This is a genomic window from Roseovarius nubinhibens ISM (genome assembly GCF_000152625.1).
GTDB lineage: Bacteria > Pseudomonadota > Alphaproteobacteria > Rhodobacterales > Rhodobacteraceae > Roseovarius > Roseovarius nubinhibens.
In genome coordinates, this window is sequence record NZ_CH724156.1 from 387,204 (window position 1) to 405,826 (window position 18,623).

Below are 18,623 nucleotides of genomic sequence, written 5' to 3' on the forward strand. Positions count from 1 at the left end.
CCAGCCCCGGTAACCAGGACGGCAAAAGGTGTTGGCGATGGATTTTTCGGTTTTTCTCACAGGGCTTGGCATGGGGCTCGGCCTCATCCTCGCCATCGGGGCGCAGAACGCCTTTGTCCTCAAGCAGGGCCTGCGGGGGGCGCATGTGCTGCCGGTGGTGCTGGCCTGTGCGATCTCCGACGCGGCTCTCATCCTGTTGGGCGTGACGAGCTTTGCCAGCATCTCGCGGCTCTTGCCCTGGCTCGATCCGGTGATGCGTTTGGGCGGCGCGGCGTTTCTCGTCTGGTACGGGGCGCGCAGTGCGCATTCGGCGCTGCGCTCGACCGAGGCGCTGGAGACCGGCGCGCTGCGCGATGCCCCGCCCGAGCCGCTCTGGCCGGTACTGCTCACCTGTCTGGCGCTGACCTGGCTCAACCCGCATGTCTATCTCGATACGGTGGTGCTCTTGGGCTCGATCTCAACCCAGTTCGACGGCCAGCAGACGAGCTTTGCGGCGGGGGCGATTGCCGGGTCCTTCCTGTTCTTCTTCAGCCTCGGCTATGGCGCGGCGCTGTTGCGGCCGGTCTTTGCCAGCCCGGCATCCTGGCGCATCCTCGAAGGGGCGGTGGCGCTCACCATGTGGGGGATTGCGGCCAAGTTGATCTTTGGCAGCTAAGCCACGCCCCGGACAGGAAAAAGGCGGCCGCTGATGCGGCCGCCGAAACTTGTTACACAACGGTCAGGCAGGATTAGCCGTCATATTCGGGCTGTTGTTCCAGCTCTTCCTCGGTGGCGTTGATGTAGACGCGCACGTTGCCGTTTTCATCGTTGAGCACCTGCAGTTCCTCGAAGGACACGGCGATCTCTTTTTCGCCAATGCCGAGGAAGCCGCCGACGTCGATGATGGCATGCTCGACTTCACCGCTGTCGGTGAGGATCAGGTTGCCGATCTCGCCAACATCTTCGTCATTGGTGCCATAGACACGCTCGCCCACCAGGGTGTCGGTCGAGATTTTGGTGAAGTCGGTGACTTCATTGTACCCTTCGAGCTGCATCTGCGGACGCTCGAGCGGGGTGCGCTCGGTGCCGGCCTCTGCCATCTCGGTGGTCTCGGCATCGGCCTTGGCTTCGCCCTCGGCCATCTCGGTGGTGGCGGCTTCTGCGGTGGCGTCGACCTCTGCGTTGGTCTCGGCAGTGGCCATCGTGTCAGCATTCGCATCAGCGTTGGCGTCCGCATTGGCTTCGGCGTTTTCCGCGTTGGCGTCAGCATCAACCTGAGCGGTCAGGTCGGTGTTGGCAGCGTCGCCCTCGGCCTGAGCCTGGGTGTCAGCATTGGCTGCGACCTCTTCGGACATCGGGCCTTCTTCGGGGTTGGCAGCGGCCAGGGTGCGGCGGCCTTCACGCTCCACATTGGGAGCCGATTCAAGCTCTTCCGGGGCGATGTTCACAACGAGGAACCGCTCGCCGCTGTCGCCGTCCTCATGCAGCACCTTGATGCTGTCCATGTTGATGGCCACGTCTTTTTCACCAATGCCGAGGAAGCCGCCGACGCCGATGATGGCCACTTCGACTTCGCCGTTGGTGTTGACGATCAGGTCGTTGACTTCACCGATGTCATCCCATTCCTGGGTGGCGTCGGCGTTGATTTTCGCTTCGTTTTCAAATTCTTGCTCGGCGCGATAAACACGCATACCGATCAGGTTCGATGCGTAGAAATCCTGCTCGGCATTGAATTCATAGCTGGTGGCCTGGCCTGCGTCCTGGGCATAGGCGCCAGTGCTGAGCACGAGGGCAGTTGCAGCAGTTGTCAGAAGACGTTTCATGTTTTCCTCCGATAGTCGGGTTGAATTGCTTCGTGGTGGATCAACGCCAAACTGTCGGTGCGGTTCCGGGCGGGGCGAGATTTTTCACATCCCCCCGCCCGGCCCTGATCAACCCCTTGCACTGCCGCGAAGATTTGCCCATGCCCCTCGGGCGCTCTTCGCCCTGAGACACACAGCGGGTGTCGCGCCCACCGGCTCAGGTTGCGTCAGGACGGATCAGAGATCATGAAACCGGATGAGGCCGCGCGCAGAGAGACACGCCGCCCCATGGAAGGTTTCAGATGATGTCGATGGCGTCGGACAGCCCCGAGATCGAGCCGACCCCTTGCAAGGTCAGCGTGTCGCCGCCGCCGAAATCGAACACGACATTGCTGCCGGTGTCTTTGGCAAAACGGCTGACCACCTGGCTGGTGGACAAGCTGCCCGACCAAAGGTTGTTGTCGAGGAGCAGCGTGTCTTGGGATTTGTTGAAATCGGTGATCCGGTCGCGGTCCCAACCATCGCGGAAGACAAAGCGATCCTCCGCCGCGCCGCCGGTCAGCACATCATTCCCGGTCGATCCGTGCAGAAGATCCCTGTCGTTGCCGCCGCGGAGAACATCATTTTCCCCGCCGCCGTTCAGAACATCGCGGCCGCTGCCGCCGATAAGCGTGTCATTGCCGGCATTGCCATAAAGGCTATCGTTGCCCGACGAGCCATCGAGATGGTCGCGCCCGGTCCCCCCCTTCATATGGTCGGCGCCCGAGCCGCCGTAGAGCCGATCATCTCCGCCGCCACCGTTGAGGACGTCATTGTTCGCCCCGCCGAAAATTCGGTCATTTCCGGAATTGCCATAGAGTCGATCGGCGCCGGTTTCGCCGCGGATCGTGTCATTCGAGGTGCCCCCGGAAATATAGTCGTTGCCCGTGCCGCCCATCAGGGAATCGGCGCCGCCTTGACCATAGATCGTGTCATTGCCGCTGCCGCCCCAGACAATATCATTGCCATTCCCGGCCTCGACCCGATCATTGTTGAGCCCCGCCGCGATGAGATCCCGGCCGTCGCCACCATCAATCGTGCGTCGAGAAGCTGCATAGTTAGCGTCATAATCGTTGATGATGTTACCGTCGCGGGCCGAATAGCCCTTCGGCACATAGTTCTGGGGGTCAACATAGCCGACAGTTTTCAGCGCCTTGAGCTCTGATGCCGTCACCTTATGCCCGTTACCTGCGCCGACAAAATGAGCCTCTTGCGCTCCTGTGTTCGAGGCCCCCTTCCCATCGGAAACGCGCGCACCTTCAAGGGCATAAAAAACATACCCGCCCTTGGTGTCGATCAGCAGCCATTGCTGTTTAGCCGGCTGATCATCCCGTCTGTCCGCATCATATTCCACGATGCGCCAGCTATAGCCCCCGTTCGTGCCGTACCCCCGCTCGAGATTTGAAAGGCTCAACGTGCTGCCGCCGATCTGCAGCTTGTCCCGGTCGACCTCGAAATCCTCGAACCGGCCCACTATCACATCGTCAACCCGGCCAAGATTGGTGAAGTTGAACGTGTCCGAATAGCGATCCTTGTCCGCATCCCGATCGCCACGAACGTGATGACCGTGGGCAAACTTATCGATGTTTGCAAAGTCCAGAATGATCCTGTCCGCGCCGTCATCGGCGTAAACATGGATCTGTCTCTCATTGTTTTGCGCAATACCTCTTAACGTATCAACATTATCCGTTCCCGCGAGACGCCTCTCCGTCACCGTACGATTTACCATTTAACCAACCTCCGAATAGAGCACATTTACCAAAACTCACACATCGAAATGCCAATATCATTTCGCCGCGAATGATCAGGCTGCCTCTATATTTAAGCAGGTGTCAACAAGTTGGGCTTAACTTTCTTTCAAACAAATGACTTTACTAAAAAAAATAGAAACCCAACCATATAGAAAAATGCATTACCGAAACACCTCTAAGGCGAACGAGTTCAATTAATCAAGTTTATCGGCAAAGCACGTCATGCGGTTCTCAACATACTTTCTATAAAAACTATGCTGCTTCCGATTTCACTATTCGCTTTTCGAGCCCTATGGCGCGGCTAATTAACATTTCTTTCAGAAACGCCCTATGAGGGGCCGAGACACAGTACCGCCGGCCTCCTAAAGAGGCGGAAATCATCGCGGCGAAGGGTGCCTGCGCACCATTGCTTCCTGTCAGGCCTTCAATTGACGCAACGTATCACTTACGTAAACGTCAATCAGGGCGTTATGCTGTCTCTATCAGCCGCGCCTTTCCCGAATGCTTCGAGACGAGACGAGAATGACCGACACGGACACACGAACCATCCGCCAGATGTGCGACGCCTTTGACGTGACCCCGCGCACCTTGCGATTTTACGAGGCCAAAGAGCTTCTCTTTCCGATCCGCGATGGGCAGAAACGCCTGTTCACGCGCCGCGACCGCGCCCGGCTCAAGCTGATCCTGCGCGGCAAGAGATTCGGCTTTAGCCTCGAAGAGATCCGCCAGCTTCTCGATCTCTATGACACCGGCGATCAGCAATATACGCAGATGAAGGAAACCCTCGCCCTCGCCCAAGAGCGGCTCGAGGCGATGGAAGCGCAGCGCGAAGAGCTCGACCATGCGATCACCGATCTGCGCGACCAGATGGACTGGGTGTCGAATGTGCTCGGCTCGCTCGACCCCGACAAGAAAGCTGCCGAATAACCTCGGCCCCGACAAAGACGTTTAAGTGGAGGAGACTTAAAACATGACCCGCTACACCGCGCCCACCCAGGATATTCAATACCTGCTGCACGATGTTCTCGACGTGGCCAATGACCCGACCCCGGGCTATGCCGAGCTCGAACCCGATTTCACCTCTGCCGTGCTCGAAGAGGCGGGCAAGATCGCGGGCGAAGTGCTGCACCCGCTGAACGCGGTGGGCGATCAGGAGGGCTGTGTTCTCGAAAACGGTGTGGTGCGCCCGCCGAAAGGGTTCAAGGAAGCCTTTGACCAGGTGCGCGAAGGCGGCTGGACCGCGCTCGACCTGCCCGAACAATATGGTGGCCAGAACATGCCCTATCTCCTGGGCACCGCCGTGGGCGAGATGTTCTCGGGCGCAAACCAGGCCTTTACCATGTATCAGGGCCTGACCCATGGCGCGGCCTCGGCCATTCTCGTCCATGGCACGGATCAGCAAAAAGACACTTACCTGCCCAAGATGTTCAGCTGCGACTGGACCGGGACGATGAACCTGACCGAGCCCCATTGCGGCACCGATCTGGGTCTCATGCGCTCCAAGGCCGTGCCGCAGGACGATGGCAGCTATGCGATCTCTGGCCAGAAGATCTTCATCTCGGCGGGCGAACATGACATGGCCGAGAACATCATCCATCTGGTTCTTGCCAAGATCCCCGGCGGGCCCGAGGGCATCAAGGGCGTGTCGCTCTTCATCGTGCCGAAATTCCTCGTCAAGGAAGATGGCAGCCTTGGCGAGCGCAATGGCGTCAAATGCTCGAAGATCGAAGAGAAGATGGGCATTCACGGCAATTCCACCTGTGTGATGGATTACGACGGCGCCAAGGGCTGGCTCTTGGGCGAAGAACACAAGGGCATGCGCGCCATGTTCACCATGATGAACGAGGCCCGGATCGGCGTCGGCATGCAGGGTCTGGCGCAGGCCGAAGTGGCCTATCAAAACGCGCTCGACTATGCCCGCGACCGCCTGCAAGGGCGCAGCGTGACCGGTGTGGAGAACCCCGACGGGCCGGCCGATCCGCTCATCGTGCATCCCGACATTCGCCGTAACCTTCTGGATCAGAAGAGTTTCATCGAGGGCGCGCGGGCCTTCCTTCTGTGGGGCGCGCAGATGATCGACCGGGCCGAACGCGGCAAGGACGAGGCGGCGCATGGCATGGTGTCGCTGCTCACCCCGGTGATCAAGGGCTTCCTCACCGATGAGGGCTATGACATGACCGTGCAGGCCCAGCAGGTCTATGGCGGCCATGGCTATATCGAGGAAACCGGCATGTCGCAATTCACCCGCGATGCCCGGATCGCGATGATCTACGAGGGTGCGAATGGCGTGCAGGCGCTCGATCTGGTGGGGCGCAAGCTCGCCCAGGATGGCGGCAAGCATGTGATGGCGTTTTTCGACTTGGTGAAGGGCTTTATCAAGGAGGCCGGCACCGACGGCGCCATGGCCGAATTTACCGAACCGCTGAAATCCGCCTCCAAGGATTTGCAATCGGCGGGCATGTTCTTCATGCAGAACGGGATGAAGAACCCCAACGCCGCGCTGGCCGGGTCCTATGATTTCATGCATCTCTTTGGCCATGTCTGCCTTGGCCTGATGTGGGGGCGCATGGCCGAGGCCTCGCTCAAGGCGCTGGCCGAGGGTCGTGGCGATGCGAATTTCCACGAAACCAAGCTCGCCACCGCGCGGTTCTACATGACGCGCCGCCTGCCCGCGACCAAGCTGCATCTGGCGCGGATCGAAAGCGGGGCGGACCCGGTGATGGCGCTCGACGCCGACCGGTTCTGATCCAAGGCCCGGCCCGCCCGAGGAGGGGTGGGCCGGGACAGACAACAGGGAGGATGGCCCATGCCAAAGCGATTTCGCCTGACCCGCCGCTTCAACGCGGCGATGACCGAGGATGGCTATCGCCGCCTGCGCCGCTTTGCGCAGGAGGCCGGGCTCGACGAGGGCGAGGCGCTGTCCTTTCTGTTCGAGAATTTCGACAGTGTGATTGACGAGGACACGTTCGGTCACCGGCTTCGGATCTTCAATTCCGATCTCGAGGCCCGCAAGAAATGACGCAACCCCCGAGGGAGGATCAGGGCGCAATGACCATCAAACTTTACTGCATGGGCGAGAGCGGCAATGCCTATAAGGCGGCGCTGGCGCTCGAACTGGCCGGGCTCGACTGGGCGCCGGTGCATGTCGATTTCTTCGGCGGTGAAACCCGCACGCCCGAGTTTCGCAAGATCAACGTGATGGGCGAAGTGCCGGTGATGATCGACGGCGATCTGACCCTCACCCAATCCGGCGTCATGCAGATGCATATCACGGAAAAGACCGGGAAATTCGGCGGCAAGGACGCCGCTGAGGCGCGCGAAGTGCTGCGCTGGATGTTCTGGGACAATCACAAGCTCAGCTCGCCCGCCGGGATGACGCGGTTCTTGATGAATTTTCTCGCCGCCGACAAGCGCCCCGCCGAGGTCATCGCCTTTCAGCAGGGCCGTCTCAAAGCCGCCTATCAGACGCTCGACATGCATCTCGAGGGCCGCGACTGGATCGTCGGTGACGGGCTCACCAATGCCGATATGTCCTGCTGCAGCTATCTCTTCTATCCCGAGCCTTTCGGTTTCGACCGCAAGGACTGGTCCAATATCGACCGCTGGCTGAGCCATATCGAGGCCGTGCCCGGTTGGAAACACCCCTATGACCTGATGCCCGGCTCCCCTGCGGACCGGGCCTGATGAAAGGAGACATCATGTCTGACGCCTATATCTACGATGCCGTCCGCACCCCGCGCGGCAAAGGCCGCAAGGACGGCGCCCTGCACGAAGTGACCTCCGTGCGGCTCTCGGCACAGGTTCTCAACGCGCTCAAAGAGCGCAACGGTCTCGACGGGCATGCCGTCGAGGATGTGATCTGGGGCAATGTCACCCAGGTGATGGAACAGGGTGGCTGTCTGGCACGGACCGCCGTGCTCGCCTCCGATCTCGACGAGAGCATTCCGGGCCTCGCCATCAACCGGTTCTGCGCCTCCGGCATGGAGGCGGTGAACCTCGCCGCCAACCAAGTGCGCGGCGGTGCCGGTCAGGCCTATATCGCGGGCGGCGTCGAAATGATGGGCCGCGTTGCCATGGGCAGCGACGGGGCGGCGATTGCCGTCGATCCGACCGTGGCCATGGACAGCTATTTCGTGCCGCAAGGCATCAGCGCCGACATCATCGCCACCGAATACGGGTTCACCCGTGATCAGGCCGATGCGCTGGCGGTCGAAAGCCAGAAACGCGCCAAGGCGGCCTGGGACGACAACCGGTTCGAGAAATCCATCATCACGGTGAAGGACCAAAACGGGCTCACCATTCTCGACCATGACGAATACATGCGCCCGGGCACCGACATGCAGGCGCTCGGCAGCCTCAACGCGAGCTTTCAGGCGATGGGCGAGGTGATGCCGGGCTTTGACGCGGTGGCCAAGCTCAAATACCCGCATCTCGAGCGGATCAACCACATCCACCACGCCGGCAACAGCTCGGGCATCGTCGATGGCTCGGCGGGCGTTCTCATCGGCAATGCGGAGTTCGGCAAGGCCTATGGGCTCAAGCCGCGCGCCCGCATCCGCCAGACCTGCAAGATCGGCACCGATCCCACGATCATGCTGACCGGGCCGGTGCCTGCCACCGAAAAGATCCTCGCCGACAGCGGCATGAAGATCGGCGACATCGACCTTTTCGAGGTCAATGAAGCCTTTGCCAGCGTCGTGCTGCGCTTTCAGCAGGCCTTTGACGTCGATCCTTCGCTGGTCAATGTCAACGGCGGCTCGATCGCCATGGGCCACCCGCTCGGCGCGACCGGGGCGATCATCATCGGCACGCTTCTGGACGAGCTCGAACGCTCGGACAAGGAGGTGGGTCTCGCCACGCTCTGCATCGCGTCCGGCATGGGCGCGGCCACGATCATCGAACGCGTCTGAGCGCCAGGACAGAGGAGAAAGACATGACCGATTTCACCATGGAGACAGGCGCCGACGGCGTCGCGATCATCACCTGGGACACGCAAGGCAAGTCGATGAACGTGATGAACCAGCAAGGGTTCATCGATCTCGACGCGCTGATCGACAAGGCGCTGGCCGATGACGCGATCAAGGGCGTCATCCTCACCTCCGGCAAGGAGGGTTCTTTCGCCGGCGGGATGGATCTCAACATCATCGCCCGGATAAAGGAAAGCGCGGGCGACAACCCGGCGCAGGGGCTGATGGATGGGCTGATGCAATGCCATAATATCCTGCGCAAGATCGAACGTGCCGGCATGGACCCCAAGACCAACAAGGGCGGCAAGCCCATCGCCGCCGCCCTGCCCGGCACCGCGCTTGGCATCGGGCTCGAAATTCCGCTCGCCTGCCACCGCATCTTTGCCGCCGACAATCCCAAGGCCAAGATCGGCCTGCCGGAGATCATGGTCGGCATATTCCCCGGCATGGGCGGCACCACGCGGCTGGTGCGCAAGATGGGCGCGATGGCGGCCTCGCCCCTGCTGCTCGAGGGCAAGCTCAACGATCCCAAGAAGGCCAAGCAGGCCGGTGTCGTGGACGAGGTGGTGCCTGCCGATCAGCTCATCGAGAAGGCCCGCGAATGGGTTCTGTCCGAGCCCAATATCGTCAAGCCCTGGGATGAGAAGGGCTATAAAATGCCCGGCGGCGCGCCCTATCATCCGGCGGGCTTCATGACCTTTGTCGGCGCCTCGGCGATGGTCCATGGCAAGACCCAAGGTGCGTTTCCGGCGGCCAAGGCGCTTCTTTCGGCGGTCTATGAGGGCGCGCTCGTGCCCTTTGACACGGCGATCAAGATCGAAGCCCGCTGGTTCACCAATGTGCTGATGAACCCCTCGTCGAGCGCGATGATCCGGTCGCTCTTCATCAACAAGGAAGCGCTTGAAAAAGGCGCGAACCGCCCCGATGTGGCCGATGAAACCGTCCGCAAGGTCGGCGTCATGGGCGCCGGCATGATGGGCGCGGGCATCGCGCTCGTCTCGGCGCAGGCGGGGATGGAGGTCGTGCTCATCGACCAGAAACAGGAGGCCGCCGATCGCGGCAAATCCTACACCGCCGACTACATGGACAAGGGCATCAAACGCGGCAAGGCGACCGAGGCCAAGAAGGACGAGGTTCTCGGCCGCATCACCGCCACCACGGATTATGCCGCGCTCAAGGGCTGCGACCTGATCATCGAGGCGGTGTTCGAAGACCCCGCCGTCAAGGCCGAGGTGACCAAGGCCGTCGATGCGGTGACCGATGACAATTGCATCTTTGCCACCAACACCTCGACCCTGCCGATCACCGAACTGGCCAAAGCGTCGAAAAACGCCGAGAACTTCATCGGCATCCATTTCTTCTCGCCGGTCGAGAAGATGATGCTGGTCGAGATCATCAAGGGCCGCGACACCGGCCCGCGGGCGGTGGCCAAGGCGCTCGACTATGTGCGCCAGATCCGCAAGACACCGATCGTGGTCAATGACGCGCGGTTCTTCTACTGCAACCGTTGCATCATCCCCTATATCAACGAGGGCATCCGCATGGTGGCCGAGGGCGTCGCCCCCGCCCTCATCGACAATGCGGCACGTCAGCTGGGCTTTCCGGTGGGGCCGCTGCAGCTGGTGGACGAGACCTCGATCGATCTCGGGGCCAAGATCGCCCGCGCCACCCGTGCCGCCATGGGGGATGACTATCCCGATGCGGCGGTGGATGAGGTCATCTTCTGGATGGAAGGCGAAGGCCGGCTCGGTCGCAAGACCGCCAAGGGCTTCTTCGACTATGACGACAAGGGCAAGCGTCAGGGCTATTGGTCCGGTCTCGAAGAGAAATACCCCCGCGCCGAGGATCAGCCCGATCTCATCACCGTGCAGCATCGCCTGATGTTCGCGCAGGTGCTCGAAGCGGTGCGCGCGCTCGAAGAGGGTGTCCTCGAGGACATCCGCGAAGGCGATGTCGGCGCGATCCTCGCCTGGGGCTTTGCGCCCTGGTCGGGCGGGCCGTTCTCCTGGCTCGACATTCTCGGCACGCCCTATGCGGCGGACCGCTGTGACGAGCTGGCCGAGGCCTTTGGCCCCCGCTTTGCCACGCCCGCGCTGCTGCGCGAGATGGCGGACAAAGGCCAGAGCTTCTATGGCCGCTTTGCCGGCGAAAAGGCCGCCGCCTGATCGCCCCCAAAACAACAAAGGGCCCGGGGTTTCCCCCGGCCCTCCCCCAAGACCCGTCAATCTGCCCTCCGTCAGATCACCGGGCACAGCTCCGAGGCGCGTGCCTCCTGAAGCGTCAGCGTCTCGACAATGTCCCGTGCCAGCGTCAGCGGCAGCATCTCGTATTGCGGACGGTCGCCATCGAGATCGAGCAGATCGCGCGACGACGGGCAGTGCAGCAGACCGCCCTCTCGCGAAAACACCACCTCTTCTTCGGCAAAGCGCAGCGTGACACAGCGGGTCTTGGCCCGCACCGGCAGGCGGCTCACCCCCGGCAGCGCCTCGAGCGCCAGCGCCGGGATCACGCTGAACGGATCACCATAAAGCAGCTCGGCCGCGTCGCTTTCGACCATGACGCCCTGTTGCGGTGGCAGCCGCAATGTCGTCCGGTTGCCGAGCGTGTTGGCCGGCATCTCGACCAGCCAGTGATCCTGCGGCGCAAGCCCGTCACCGGTCCAGATCTTGGCGCTCTCGACGGCGGTCACCTCGCGGAAGCCGTTGTCGAAGGTCAGCACCATATCGCCCGCGACGAGGCCCTCCACCGCGCGCCAGCCCATCGGCGTGGCCACCTGCGTGTCGGACAAAAGGCCCGTCGCCACGATCACGGCTTTTTCATGAGTTCCGCAGTCCCGGCCCGGCGTCCCGACCGTGCCCTCCGCTGGCCGTCCCTTGGCCGTCACTCTTTCTGCAAACATCGTCATCCCCTTGTGTTGGCACATTCTGCGCCCCGCCTGTCCGAGCAGCTGGGATCAACCTGCCTGCGATTCGGGATGGAGTTGTGCCGAGATTATGGCGCAATCGCGTCACTGTTCGGGCGGTTGCACCAATCGTGAGGGAATTGATTTAAAGTTTCTGTATCCACGCCTAAAACGCATAGCCAAACCGCGCGATATCCTCGGCACAGAGCCGTGCGACGAGCTCCGAATCGGCCTCGGAGTAATAGCTGCGATAATCGCGTCTGCGCCTTGATACATTGACCTTTGGTAGCTCTATCCCAAAGCCGAGATGGGCCTCGAATGCGGCGATATCGCGTTGGAAATCTTCCAGCCTGACGAAGAAATCGCCCCGTTTTGCCCCATTTGCCAAAGTGACATGCCGCTCGAAGGGCCATTGCAGGAAAGACGCCTGCGTATGCGGATGATTGAGAAACCCGGAAAAGCTCAGCCCTTGCGCCAGCCGCACCGCCTCATGGTCGAATGTCTGCTCCTGCAGCCAATGGTAATAGCTCACCAGCCGGTCCCACGGGTTGCGCACCATGCAGATCACCTTCATCTGCGCCATCTGCTCGGGCGGCAGGAGGCCTTCGATATCCGCCAGCGTCGAATGTTTCCACAGCCGCCCCGCCGCCTGCAGCCCCTTGAGCCGCCCGCGCCGCCGCTGCGCCTTGGGCGTGTCGCCGATCAAGATGTCATCCGCCGCCGCCCGCGCCTCGAGCGCCAGCGCCAAAGAGGTGCCGCCGGTCTTGGGGATATGCACAAAGATATAGCGGCGCCGGGTCGAAATGATCATGCCCCACCCTAGCCCGCCGCCCCGCCGCTGGGAACGCCAATAGGCCTGCCGAGGGCGATTTCGCTGTGCCGCCTTCAATTGTAAGACAATTAAAAAATTGACCGGCGGATTTTTCTCAATATTGTCACCCAACCGGGCGAGGAGAATCAGGGAGGATTCGATGGGCTGGATGAAGGACGAGACAGGGCTCGACAAATGCGCGGCGAATTTCGTGCCGCTGACGCCGCTGTCGCATCTGCGCCGCGCCGTGCAGATCTATCCCGATTACGAAGCGCTGGTCTATGGCGAGACCCGCCGCAGCTATCGCGAGTATCACGCCCGCGTCACCCAGCTCGCCTCGGCGCTGAAGAACCTCGGGCTGCGCCCCGGCGATGTGGTGGCGACGCTGCTGCCCAACGTCCCCGCCCATGTCGAGGCGCATTTCGGCGTGCCCGCCAGCGGCGCGGTGCTCAACGCGATCAACACCCGGCTCGAGCCCGACACGATCTCCTATATCTTCGGCCATGGCGAGGCGCAGCTCGCCCTTGTCGACACCGCGCTCTTGCCGCTGGCCGAGGCCGCCATCGCCCGGATGAAAGGCAAGGGCCCGCAAATCGTCGAGGTGGCCGACCCGCAGGCCGGATACCCCGCCACTGGCCGCTATCTCGAATATGAGGATTTCCTCGCCAGCGGTGACGAGGATTTCAACTGGATCATGCCCAAGGACGAATGGGAGAGCCTCGCGCTCAACTATACCTCGGGCACCACGGGCCGCCCCAAGGGCGTGGTCTATCACCATCGCGGCGCCTATCTGATGACCATGGGCACGGCGGTGAGCTGGCCAATGCCGCATCAGGCGCGCTATCTCACCATCGTGCCGCTCTTTCACTGCAACAACTGGAACCACAGCTGGATGATGCCGCTGGTCGGCGGCTGTGTGGTCTGCTGCCGCGACATCACCGCCCGCGCCATCTATGACGCCATCGCCGATGACGGCGTGACCCATATGGGTGGCGCGCCCATCGTGCTCAACATGATCGTCAACGCCAAGCCCGAGGACCGGCGCGCCTTTGACCATATCGTGCAGACCTACACCGCCGGGGCGCCGCCCCCCGCCGCTACGCTGCGCGCGATTGAGCCGCTGGGGTTCAGCGTGACGCAGGTCTACGGCCTGACCGAGACCTATGGCCATGTCACCGAATGCACCTGGCACGCCCGCTGGGACGGCGAGGAGGACGAGGAACGCTATGCGATCAAGGCCCGCACCGGGGTCTTGATGCCGATGATGGAGGACATCACCGCGCTCGACCCCGAGACGATGAAACAGGTGCCGATGGATGGCGCCACCCAGGGCGAGATCATGATCCGCGGCAATGCGGTGATGAAAGGCTATCTCAAGAACCCCGAGGCCACCAAAGAGGCCTTCAAGGGCGGCTATTTCCACTCCGGCGACATCGCCTTTCAACATCCCGACGGCTATCTCAAGATCGCCGACCGGGCCAAGGACATCATCATTTCGGGCGGCGAAAACATCTCGTCCATCGAGGTCGAGGGCGTGTTGATGAAACACCCCGAAGTGCTGCTCTGCGCCGTGGTGGCCAAGCCTGATGACAAATGGGGCGAAGTGCCCTGCGCCTTTGTCGAGTTGAAGGAGGGCGCGGTCTGCGACGAGGCCGCGATCATCGCCTTCGCCCGCGAACGGCTCGCCGGGTTCAAGACGCCGAAACAGGTGCGGTTTCAGGAATTGCCCAAGACCTCGACCGGCAAGATCCAGAAATTCGAACTGCGCAAAATCGCCGCCGAGGGCTGAACCATCAGCCCTTGGCGCGAAAGCTGTAGCGCGCCTTGATCGCCACCGGGAAATTCACCGACCGCGCGATGAAACAGACCTTGTGGATCTCGCCATGGACCGCGTCGGCGCGGGCCGGGTCCGCCCCCTCCGCCAGCACAATGCGCGGGCGCAGCGTGGCACGCAGGAAGCGGCTCGCGCCATTGGCCTCGGTCTCGCCCACCGCCTCCGGCGCATCCTCATAGCCCAGCACGGTGATGCCCGCGTCGCTCGCCAGATGCAAAAACCACAGCATGTGACAGGCCGAGAGCGCCGCAATCAACAGATCCTCGGGATTGTGCAGCCCCGGATCACCGCCCAGAAGCGGATCGTTCGAACAATGCACCACCGGCTTGCCCGGCGTGCTCACATCCCATGTGCGGTCATAGGCGCGGTAATGCGCCGTCCCCTCGCCCCGGTTGCCGGTCCATGTGACCCCGGCCGTATAGAGATGTTCCGCCATGTCGCCCCCCTAGCCGAAGCTGATCACCTCGGCCTCTGTCACCAGCATATCGAGCGGCTGATCCGTCACTTCGAGCGGCAGCCGCGCCGCCTCCTGCGCGCCATAGGCAAAGCCGATGGCCAGCGTCGGCCGTTTCGCGCGGAGCTTTTCAAGCGTCCGGTCATAGAACCCGCCGCCATAACCAAGCCGCCCGCCCTGCCGGTCAAACCCGACCAGCGGCACGATGAGGATCTCCGGCTCAAAGAGCTCGCCCTTTGCCGGGACCGAGGCGCCGAACGGCCCGTCCACCATCTCGCACTCCGGCTCCCAGCGCGAAAAGACCAGCGGCGCGCCCTCGGCCACGATCACCGGCACGCCGACCGGCCCATGCGCCGCCGCCTCGGCCATGGCGGGCAGCGGGTCGATCTCGGTGCGGATCGGCATATAGCCCGCCAGCGGCACGCCGCGATAGCCTGCCAGCACCTCGCTGAGCCGCCCCGCCGCGCCGGGGGCCGCCGCCGCATGGGCCGCCTTGCGCCGGGCAAAGGCCGCCCGCCGCGCCTCTGCCTTGATCTCGATTAGTGCCGCGTCGCTCACAACAGCCACATCCCTGCCAGTCCCAGAAAGGCGAAGAACCCGACCACATCGGTCACGGTGGTCACAAAGGCCCCCGAGGCCAGCGCCGGGTCGACGCCGATACGTTCCAGTACCACCGGGATCACCGTCCCGGCAAAGCCCGCAACGACAAGATTGATCACCATTGCGGCGGCAATCACATAGCCAAGCTCTGGCCCGCCGAACCACAGCACGCCGACGATCCCCATGACCACGGCAAAGATCGTGCCATTGACCAGCCCGACCAGCACCTCGCGCCGGATGACGCGCCAGACGTTGCGCCCGGTCAAGTCCTTGGTAGCGATGGCGCGCACCGCCACGGTAAGGCTCTGGGTGCCGGCATTGCCGCCCATCGAGGCGACGATCGGCATCAGCACCGCCAGCGACACGAATTTCGCAATCGTATCCTCGAACATCGAGATCACCAGCGACGCGAGGATCGCCGTCACCAGGTTCACCGCCAGCCAGGGAAAGCGCTGCCGCGTCGTCTCGGCGATATTGTCGTTGAGACCGCCTTCGCCGACCCCGGCGAGACGCATGATGTCTTCCTCATGTTCCTCGTCGAGCACCACCATCGCGTCATCGATGGTGATCACCCCGACGAGCCGGTCGTTTTCATCCACCACCGGCGCCGAAATCAGGTGGTACTGGTTGAACGCATAGGCGACGTCGCCCTCGTCCTGCGTCACCGGGATGACGTGGAAGGTCTCTTCGGCAATGCTCTTGAGCAGGATTTCCCGGCGCGAGCCCATCAGCTTGCCCAGCGTCACATTGCCCACCGGGCGCAGCCGCGGATCGACCAGCACGATGTGATAGAACTGATCCGGCAATTCCTCCTGATCACGCAGGAAATCAATGGCTTCGCCGACATTCCAATGCTCCGGCGCCATCACCACCTCGCGCTGCATCAGACGACCGGCGGAATATTCCGGATAGGTGAGCGATTTCTGAACGGCGGCCCGGTCGCTGTCTTCGAGCGCCTCTAGAATGGCCTCCTGCTGATCCTCTTCGAGATCCTCGACGAGATCGACCACGTCATCGCTGTCGAGCTCGCGCACCGCCTCGGCAAGGACTTCGGGGCTCAGGATCGACAGCACGTCCTCGCGGATCGATTCGTCGAGCTCCGACAGGATCTCGCCGTCGAACTCGTTGCTGTAGAGCTCGATCAGGCGGCGGCGGTCAAAAGCGTTGAGCTGTTCGAGAAGGTCGGCGATGTCGGCCGCGTGCAGCGGCTCCATCTCGGACAAGAGCCGGTCACGGTCATTGGTATCAACGGCGAACATGATGCGCGCGATGGCCTGCGGGTCGAGCGCATAGGCATCCTCGTCGCGCTCGGCTTCGGTCTCGTGCTGGTCGTCATATTCGCTCATTGGCGCAGCTCCCCGCTCTGCCCCCTTGCGCTGGGCACACGCGCGGGGAAATTGATGCCCCTGTCGGGCCTTGTTGCCGCGTCCCTAACCCGAAACCTGCCCTCACGATAGCGGGAAAATTTGGCACCTTTCCCGCAAAACGCAGGCCCCGCGCCTCAGCAGCCGCGCTCGCCCAGCACCATCACCCAATAGGCCCCGCGTTGCGCCAAGGCCATCTCGCGCGCCCGCGGGTTGAGCATGTTCTGCCGATGCCCCGGTGACGCCATCCAGCCCGCCAGCGCCTCGGGAATATCCTGCGGCCCTTGGGCGATATTTTCTGCAATGAAACAATAGTCATAGCCCGCCGCCCGCGCCCGATCGGCCACATCGCCGCCATCGCTGCCAGTATGGCTGAGCCCGTCGGTCGCCGCCATATCCGCCGCATGCGAGGCCGCCGCCGCCGCCAGCCGCCCATTGGTGCGCAGCAGGGGCTGTGAATACTGGGCCCGGTAGGAATTGACCGCATCCAGCGCCTGCCGGCTGAGATCGCCGGGAATATGGCTGATCGGCCCGGCCCGGACCACGGATTCCTGTGGCCCCGGCCCGATCCCGCCGCCGCCACAGGCCGCGAGCAACAGGGTCGTGGCAAGGATCATGAAATGTCGCGCAGGTCGCATGGCGTTCTCCTTCTCGTGTCGTCTCAGGGCCAGTCCGACAGAATGTCGAGCGCGGCCTTGTGCTGCGCCGCATTGGCCGCCGCGAGAACCCGGCCGCCCATATGCGCCGGGCCGCCCTTCCAGTCGGTGACAATGCCGCCCGCCGCCTCGATCACCGCCATCGGCCCCTGAATGTCATAGGCGTTGAGCCCGGCCTCGATCACCAGATCGATCTGCCCCGCCGCCAAGAGCGCATAGGCATAGCAATCCATCCCATAGCGGGTGAGCTGCACCCGGTCCGACACCGCGCGAAACGCCGCCGCCTCATCGGCACTGCCCAGCTCGGGAAAGGTGGTGAAGAGGATACAGTCCTGCAGGTCGCGCGGCCCGCGCGTGACGAGCTTGGCCTCGCCCTGCGGCCCGACGACCCGCGCCTGACCAAGGCCGCCTTCAAACCGCTCGCCGATATAGGGCTGATCCACGATGCCATAGAGCGGCCCGCTCTCATCCGAGAGCGCGATGAGCACCCCCCAGGTCGGCGTGCCCGACAGAAAGCCGCGCGTGCCATCCACCGGATCGAGCACCCAGGTGAGCCCGCTGGTGCCCTCGGTCGTCCCATATTCCTCGCCCAGGATCGCATCCTCGGGGCGGCGCTCGGCCAGCAGCGCGCGCATGGCGCGCTCGGCGGCGCGGTCGCCCTCGGTCACCGGGTCGAAGCCGGCGGCATCCTTGTTGTCGGCAACAAGATCGCCATGTCTGAAAAACGGCAAAACCGCCCGGCGGGCCGCGTCGGCCATCGCATGGGCGGTTTCAATGATTTGCGCGCTGTCAGCCAGCTGCGCCTTGCGTCCGGTCATCCGCGGCACCTTTCGGGTCTGAGTATCCCCCGGTGGTAGCGCGATGCCGGCCTAGGCTCAAGCGACGTCGCTCAGCACCCGGGCCAGTTCGAACAGACGGCGGCGTTGGTTTTCGGGGATGGAATAATAGGACCGCACGAGATCGAGCGCCTCTTTATCCCCCAGAAGATCTCCCGCAGCCGAGGGCGCGGCGGCATCCGCCCGCTCCAGACCATCGAAGAAAAAGCTGACATCGACATCCATCGCACCGGCAATATCCCAAAGACGGGAGGCGCTGACGCGGTTGGCACCGGTCTCGTATTTCTGGATCTGCTGAAACTTGATCCCGACGCTTTCGGCCAATTGCTGTTGGGTCATCCCCACCAGCCACCGACGATGGCGAATGCGTTTTCCAACATGTACATCAACTGCGTGTGGCATATTTGTAATCCTTGTTTACTCGTCCTACTCGGTGCCGCCATGGTCCCCGATCAAGACTTAGGATGATTGTTCGCCCTAGAATAAATGGGCGCTGGAAACACGACGACAACGAGAAAGATACACGGTTTTCGTTCCGCCGAGAAGGTATTTGATCAAAACAAGCTCAATTATAACGCGAATTGTATAAATTCCCCCAACAACATTCACGGTCAGTTGCGATTTTCTA

General features: G+C 62.6%; 18 protein-coding genes. 8 read left to right on the forward strand and 10 right to left on the reverse strand.

The window, feature by feature from the left end:
- The first annotated feature begins 37 nt into the window (after nt 1–37).
- A complete protein-coding gene (locus ISM_RS02000; RefSeq protein WP_009812429.1) occupies nt 38–655 on the forward strand; it encodes a LysE/ArgO family amino acid transporter in 618 nt (205 codons plus the stop codon).
- A 73-nt stretch (nt 656–728) separates the two neighbouring features.
- Here ISM_RS02000 and ISM_RS02005 read toward each other — a convergent pair whose 3' ends face one another.
- Both ISM_RS02005 and ISM_RS17630 read right to left on the reverse strand, forming a co-directional pair.
- Complete coding sequence (locus tag ISM_RS02005) at nt 729–1,802, reverse strand: PRC-barrel domain-containing protein (RefSeq protein ID WP_040617773.1); 1,074 nt, start codon at nt 1,800–1,802, stop codon at nt 729–731.
- Between the two features lie 277 nt (nt 1,803–2,079).
- Nucleotides 2,080–3,549, reverse strand: coding sequence for a calcium-binding protein (locus ISM_RS17630; protein ID WP_083780874.1), 1,470 nt, complete (start codon nt 3,547–3,549; stop codon nt 2,080–2,082).
- A 544-nt stretch (nt 3,550–4,093) separates the two neighbouring features.
- On the opposite strand from ISM_RS17630, the gene ISM_RS02015 reads away from it, so the two are divergent.
- The 6 genes from ISM_RS02015 to ISM_RS02040 are packed head-to-tail and all read left to right on the forward strand — an operon-like array spanning nt 4,094 to nt 10,703.
- Nucleotides 4,094–4,498, forward strand: a complete 405-nt coding sequence (locus ISM_RS02015) for a MerR family transcriptional regulator (protein WP_009812432.1) — start codon at nt 4,094–4,096, stop codon at nt 4,496–4,498.
- Between the two features lie 43 nt (nt 4,499–4,541).
- The gene (locus ISM_RS02020; RefSeq protein ID WP_009812433.1) at nt 4,542–6,317 is read left to right on the forward strand and encodes an acyl-CoA dehydrogenase C-terminal domain-containing protein; all 1,776 of its coding nucleotides are present in this window, start codon (nt 4,542–4,544) and stop codon (nt 6,315–6,317) included.
- A 60-nt stretch (nt 6,318–6,377) separates the two neighbouring features.
- Complete coding sequence (locus ISM_RS02025; RefSeq protein ID WP_040617774.1) at nt 6,378–6,590, forward strand: hypothetical protein; 213 nt, start codon at nt 6,378–6,380, stop codon at nt 6,588–6,590.
- A gap of 29 nt (nt 6,591–6,619) precedes the next feature.
- Nucleotides 6,620–7,255: a glutathione S-transferase family protein gene (locus ISM_RS02030; RefSeq protein ID WP_009812435.1), complete on the forward strand. Its 636-nt coding sequence runs from the start codon at nt 6,620–6,622 to the stop codon at nt 7,253–7,255.
- A gap of 14 nt (nt 7,256–7,269) precedes the next feature.
- Complete coding sequence (locus ISM_RS02035; protein ID WP_009812436.1) at nt 7,270–8,481, forward strand: acetyl-CoA C-acetyltransferase; 1,212 nt, start codon at nt 7,270–7,272, stop codon at nt 8,479–8,481.
- A gap of 23 nt (nt 8,482–8,504) precedes the next feature.
- Nucleotides 8,505–10,703 (forward strand): 3-hydroxyacyl-CoA dehydrogenase NAD-binding domain-containing protein, encoded by a 2,199-nt coding sequence (locus ISM_RS02040; RefSeq protein ID WP_009812437.1) that lies wholly within the window; start codon nt 8,505–8,507, stop codon nt 10,701–10,703.
- Nucleotides 10,704–10,774: 71 nt separating this feature from the next.
- Here ISM_RS02040 and ISM_RS02045 read toward each other — a convergent pair whose 3' ends face one another.
- A complete protein-coding gene (locus ISM_RS02045; protein ID WP_198011638.1) occupies nt 10,775–11,437 on the reverse strand; it encodes a Hint domain-containing protein in 663 nt (220 codons plus the stop codon).
- A 169-nt stretch (nt 11,438–11,606) separates the two neighbouring features.
- Entirely contained in the window at nt 11,607–12,251 is a 645-nt protein-coding gene (locus ISM_RS02050) for a sulfotransferase family 2 domain-containing protein (protein ID WP_009812439.1), read from the reverse strand.
- 160 nt (nt 12,252–12,411) lie between these two features.
- On the opposite strand from ISM_RS02050, the gene ISM_RS02055 reads away from it, so the two are divergent.
- Nucleotides 12,412–14,040, forward strand: coding sequence for an AMP-binding protein (locus tag ISM_RS02055; protein WP_009812440.1), 1,629 nt, complete (start codon nt 12,412–12,414; stop codon nt 14,038–14,040).
- A 4-nt stretch (nt 14,041–14,044) separates the two neighbouring features.
- Here the strand turns inward: ISM_RS02055 and ISM_RS02060 are convergent, their stop codons facing one another.
- The 6 genes from ISM_RS02060 to ISM_RS02085 all read right to left on the reverse strand — a co-directional run bounded on the left by ISM_RS02060 (nt 14,045) and on the right by ISM_RS02085 (nt 18,397).
- The gene (locus tag ISM_RS02060; RefSeq protein ID WP_009812441.1) at nt 14,045–14,521 is read right to left on the reverse strand and encodes an OsmC family protein; all 477 of its coding nucleotides are present in this window, start codon (nt 14,519–14,521) and stop codon (nt 14,045–14,047) included.
- Nucleotides 14,522–14,530: 9 nt separating this feature from the next.
- Nucleotides 14,531–15,097 (reverse strand): 5-formyltetrahydrofolate cyclo-ligase, encoded by a 567-nt coding sequence (locus tag ISM_RS02065; protein ID WP_009812442.1) that lies wholly within the window; start codon nt 15,095–15,097, stop codon nt 14,531–14,533.
- Nucleotides 15,094–16,485: a magnesium transporter gene (mgtE, locus tag ISM_RS02070; RefSeq protein ID WP_009812443.1), complete on the reverse strand. Its 1,392-nt coding sequence runs from the start codon at nt 16,483–16,485 to the stop codon at nt 15,094–15,096. Before mgtE ends, ISM_RS02065 begins: the two co-directional genes overlap by 4 nt.
- Nucleotides 16,486–16,640: 155 nt before the next feature.
- Nucleotides 16,641–17,141 (reverse strand): CAP domain-containing protein, encoded by a 501-nt coding sequence (locus ISM_RS02075; protein ID WP_083780876.1) that lies wholly within the window; start codon nt 17,139–17,141, stop codon nt 16,641–16,643.
- A 23-nt stretch (nt 17,142–17,164) separates the two neighbouring features.
- Nucleotides 17,165–17,977, reverse strand: a complete 813-nt coding sequence (locus tag ISM_RS02080) for an inositol monophosphatase family protein (protein ID WP_009812445.1) — start codon at nt 17,975–17,977, stop codon at nt 17,165–17,167.
- A 57-nt stretch (nt 17,978–18,034) separates the two neighbouring features.
- On the reverse strand, nt 18,035–18,397 hold the full coding sequence (locus tag ISM_RS02085) for a helix-turn-helix domain-containing protein (protein ID WP_040617775.1): 363 nt from the start codon (nt 18,395–18,397) through the stop codon (nt 18,035–18,037).
- Nucleotides 18,398–18,623: the final 226 nt, after the last annotated feature.